The organism is Chamaesiphon sp. OTE_8_metabat_110, from assembly GCF_031382685.1.
In the GTDB taxonomy this organism is placed as follows: domain Bacteria; phylum Cyanobacteriota; class Cyanobacteriia; order Cyanobacteriales; family Chamaesiphonaceae; genus Chamaesiphon.
Window position 1 is genome coordinate 1 of record NZ_JANMZA010000469.1, and the last position, 4,079, is coordinate 4,079.

Annotated in this window: 3 protein-coding genes; all 3 read left to right on the plus strand. The window is 48.1% G+C overall.

What is annotated here, in order from left to right; genetic code table 11:
• Positions 1-974: ATP-binding protein (locus RMO52_RS17230; RefSeq protein ID WP_310416632.1), on the plus strand; the 974-nt coding region annotated here is incomplete at its 5' end.
• A 109-nt stretch (positions 975-1,083) separates the two neighbouring features.
• On the plus strand, positions 1,084-2,124 hold the full coding sequence (locus tag RMO52_RS17235) for an AI-2E family transporter (RefSeq protein ID WP_309739584.1): 1,041 nt from the start codon (positions 1,084-1,086) through the stop codon (positions 2,122-2,124).
• Positions 2,125-2,201: 77 nt separating this feature from the next.
• The gene (locus RMO52_RS17240) at positions 2,202-3,962 is read left to right on the plus strand and encodes a DUF389 domain-containing protein (RefSeq protein WP_310416637.1); all 1,761 of its coding nucleotides are present in this window, start codon (positions 2,202-2,204) and stop codon (positions 3,960-3,962) included.
• Positions 3,963-4,079 lie beyond the last annotated feature (117 nt).

Genomic DNA, 4,079 nt, shown 5'->3' on the forward strand with positions numbered 1-4,079 from the left:
TTACCGAACCCGCAGACCTCGATGCGGATTTGGCGCAAGCCGCTCGATTGGTCGATGGGGAGATTAGCGATTACAGTATTGAAAAACGCTATATTCACAAGCAAGGACATCATGTGTGGGTCTATCTGACTGCCTCCCTGATGAGAGAGATCGAGCCTGATGGCACGATGGGCGCGCCCAAGCATTATCTGGGGGCGATTACCGATATTACCGCCCGCAAACAGTTAGAAATCCTCGATCGCACCCAAAAGGCCGAACTCTTACTGCTGAACGATTCGCTGATCTCGGCACAACAGCAGTTGAAAGAGCGCAACCAAGAACTCGATGCTTTTGTCTATATGGTGTCCCACGATCTCAAAGCTCCCTTGCGATCGATCGCCAATCTTTCCGAATGGATCGAAGAAGATCTCGCCGACCGGATTCAAGCAGACGACAGCCAACAGTTTGAACTATTGCGCCAACGCGTCAAACGGATGGATGCACTCATCGATGGACTATTGCGCTATTCACGAGTAGGCGCGCAGGAGTTGGAGTGTCAAAGCGTGGATATTCACCAGCTCGTCACGGAAACGATCGATTCGCTAGCACCACCTGCGGAGTTTCGGATTGAGATCGTGGCTGCCCTGCCAACTCTCAATACCAAGCGGATTTTACTCGCTCAAATCTTTGCCAATCTCATCAGTAACGCCATCAAACACCACGATCGTGCCGATGGTAGAGTCGAAATTGAAGTAGTAGATTTGGGAGATCGGTATCGATTTGCGATCGCCGATGATGGCCCAGGCATTCCACCTGGAACCGCTCGCCAACGGATTTTTGAGATGTTTCAGACCCTTAAGCCCAGCGTCTCTACCGAAAATACTGGTATCGGTCTAGCCTTAGTCAAGAAAATTGTCGAAGGTGAAGGCGGTCAAATCTGGCTAGATCTCGATCGATCTGCTGGTGCTTGCTTCTGTTTTACCTGGCTCAAATAACCTACCAGATCTACATGAGTCAGCTAATAACATCAAACAAGATGTTTGTAGAAAGTCAAGTTGGCAGTCGATACCAAGGGAGCTAGGCATAACCAGCAGATCGTCAAATATGAGCCAACCAAAAGATCGGTCAATTTGGGACAACTTTACTAATACAAAGTTGATTCGCTACGTGTTGCTATTTGTACTGGGGTGGGCGATCGTCCAAGTCTTCACGTACTTTAGCGGAGTGATTATAATTTTTCTATTTGCGGCAATTATTGCGTTTTTACTGAATATTCCCGTTCGTTGGGTTAGCCGCATCATGCCACGGGGACTAGCAGTAATTTCAGTTTTTTTGCTGAGTTTATTACTTTTAGTGGGGATTGTCGCAACGCTGGGATCTGCGGCTTTTTCGCAAACACAGCAGTTAGTCGAGCAAGCACCGCAGTTATTAAATAGCGCGAGCGAATTCCTCGATCGATTCAGAGAATTTCTCCAGCGGCGGAATGTCAATATCGACATCACTCAGCTTCAAACTCAACTGCGGACTCAAATCCCTTACACGCTGGGGATGGGGTTTGCGACATTACAAGGCGTGCTGCTGAATTTAGTCGATCTGATTATCATCGCAGTTGTGGCTTTGTTTATGCTGCTTGATGGTAAAAGATTGTGGGATTTGTTGCTGCGAATTTTTCCAGTTGAAATGCGCGATCGAGTGACGGAGACTGTGCGAAAAAGCCTGCTGGGATTTTTCTGGGGACGCTTTTTGATGTGTATTTTCTTTGGATTTTCGATCTATATTGTGTTCGTGTTGTTAGGGATTCCCTCGGCATTAGGATTGGCAACGATCGTCAGTTTATTTGACTTGATTCCAGGGGTTGGCGCAACGCTGGGGGTTAGCTTAGTATCGCTAATTGTTTTACCTCAAGGAGTTGGGACTGCACTGACTGTATTGGTAAGTTGCATTCTACTTCAGCAAGTTCAGGAAAATCTACTGATGCCACGCATCATGCAAGGGTCGATCGATCTGAATCCAGTGGTAATGTTTTTAGCATTACTTGTAGGTGCCAAAGTGGGTGGATTAGTTGGCATATTTTTGTCGATTCCGATCGCTGGGATCTTAATTAGTTTATTTGAAATTCGAGAAATGCAAGGAAAGCATGATTAGCCCCTACCTTTTGTCAAGGCGAAATCGATCGCTCAATTTGTTACCGTCCAAATGCCAATCATTTCTTAGAAAAGCTGATGAAAACTACCTCTAAATTAACTCGTTGGTTTGCCAAAAATTTGGGGGTAAACGCCGTTCGCAAAGAACAAGTTTACTTGGATTTAGCTCGATCTTTAACTCTAACTGACATCAACTATTGGCTCCAGGTGCTATTTGCGGCGGGGATTGCCACTCTGGGTCTAGTCTTAAATAGTCCCGCAGTCATCATCGGCGCAATGCTGATTTCACCGTTGATGGGGAGTATTTTGGCAAGTGGGCTAGCCTTGGCGACTGGCGATATTATTTTAGCAATTCGAGCGATTGTTAACCTCAGCTTGAGCTGTGGGCTGGCGATTGCTTTAGCATTTTTGGTGGTGTTGATTTTGCCAGCTAAGGAGATGACTAGCGAAATTATGGCGAGAACTCAGCCAAATTTGCTGGATTTGGTTATCGCCTTATTTTCGGGCGCGGTGGGTGCGGTGGCGATCTGCAAAGAGGCGAAAGGTGTTGTGACTTCTGTGCCGGGAGTTTCCATTGCTGTCGCCTTGATGCCGCCTTTATGTGTGGTCGGTTATGGGATCGGGACGGCATTGACGTTTAATGCTGAGACGGGATTTACAGTGGCGCGAGGCGGCGGACTGCTGTTTTTTACCAACTTGGTCGCTATTACTTTTATGGCAATGCTGGTGTTTTTAGCTTTGAATATCGATGCCAATCCCGTGCGGGAGGGAGTTCGAGCTTGGCAGACAACCGATCGAGAGAGCATTTGGGTACAGTCATTGCTAGATAAAATGCCTGCCTTTGGGCGATTGCAGCGTATTGGTGGTTTACCGAGTCGCCTATTGTTAATTGTGATGGTTATTTTGGCGATCTCGGTGCCGCTGAGTCGATCTTACGATCGACTGCGGAGTGAAATTAATTACAAGCAGCAGCAGAATCGCTTCCAAAGTGTCGCCACCGAGATCTGGCAAAAAAACTTTGCAGAATATCCAGACGGCAAAACGCGATCGTACATCAGTCAACTCTCATTGTCGGAACGAGAGCGTGACTTAGCGACTCAACTGCAAGTAGTTACCAGCCAGATTTATACTGAAGCCGAACGATCTCGATACAAGCAACTATTAGCCGCGAAACTACAGCGACCCTCAGACACAATCGCCCTAAATCTGATTCAAATTCCCACCGCCGCTGGCGATCTATTTCAGAAATTTTCCCAAGCCACCCAGCCAGCACCACCGCCGACAACAGCTCAATTGCAGTCGAGTTTGTTGGCAAATGTCAAGCTGACGATCGAATCCTTGCGGCTACCGTCCCCCGCTCGATTGGTGAGTTATGCGGCCACTACCAGCCCTGTGGCACCGCTACAGATGCAGATTGTCTACTTGAGCGAACGCGAGATCGATCGCGATGGACAAGCAGTACTCGTCGAGGATATCCGCAGCCAATTAGATTATCCCACCGCCGAGGTGAGATTCGATCGACTTGCCCCCGTTGCGGCAACAGTCACTTTTGAGTCGAATGCAGCTCAAATCCCGCCCAGCCAAACGAAAATACTCGATCCGATCGGTCGGGTGGTGCAGGAAAATCCGACATTGCAAATCGAGCTACAATCTGGACAAACACCATCGGAAAATGAAACACTCGCCCAGGATCGATCTCTAGCCATTCAGAGCTATCTCCAAACTCGATGGCAAATTCCACTCGATCGTTATCCGGTGAAAACTGAGACGGCAACTACCCCTACCGTTCGAGTGAATATAGCAACCGCCTTGGCGGCTGGGACATTCAAAAATCCTTGAAACCCAGATCCCCGACTTCTTTGAGAAGTCGGGGATCTGTCCGCAGCCACCGATTGAAATCGGGGCTAGTGATGCAAAGTCCGCCTACGCGGACTAAGATATTTAGTCCGCGTAGGC

Coding starts and splice junctions, on each gene's coding strand:
- RMO52_RS17235 (WP_309739584.1), top strand. CDS start 1,084: ATGAGCCAACCAAAAGATCGGTCAATTTGGGACAACTTTACTAATACA.
- RMO52_RS17240 (WP_310416637.1), top strand. CDS start 2,202: ATGAAAACTACCTCTAAATTAACTCGTTGGTTTGCCAAAAATTTGGGG.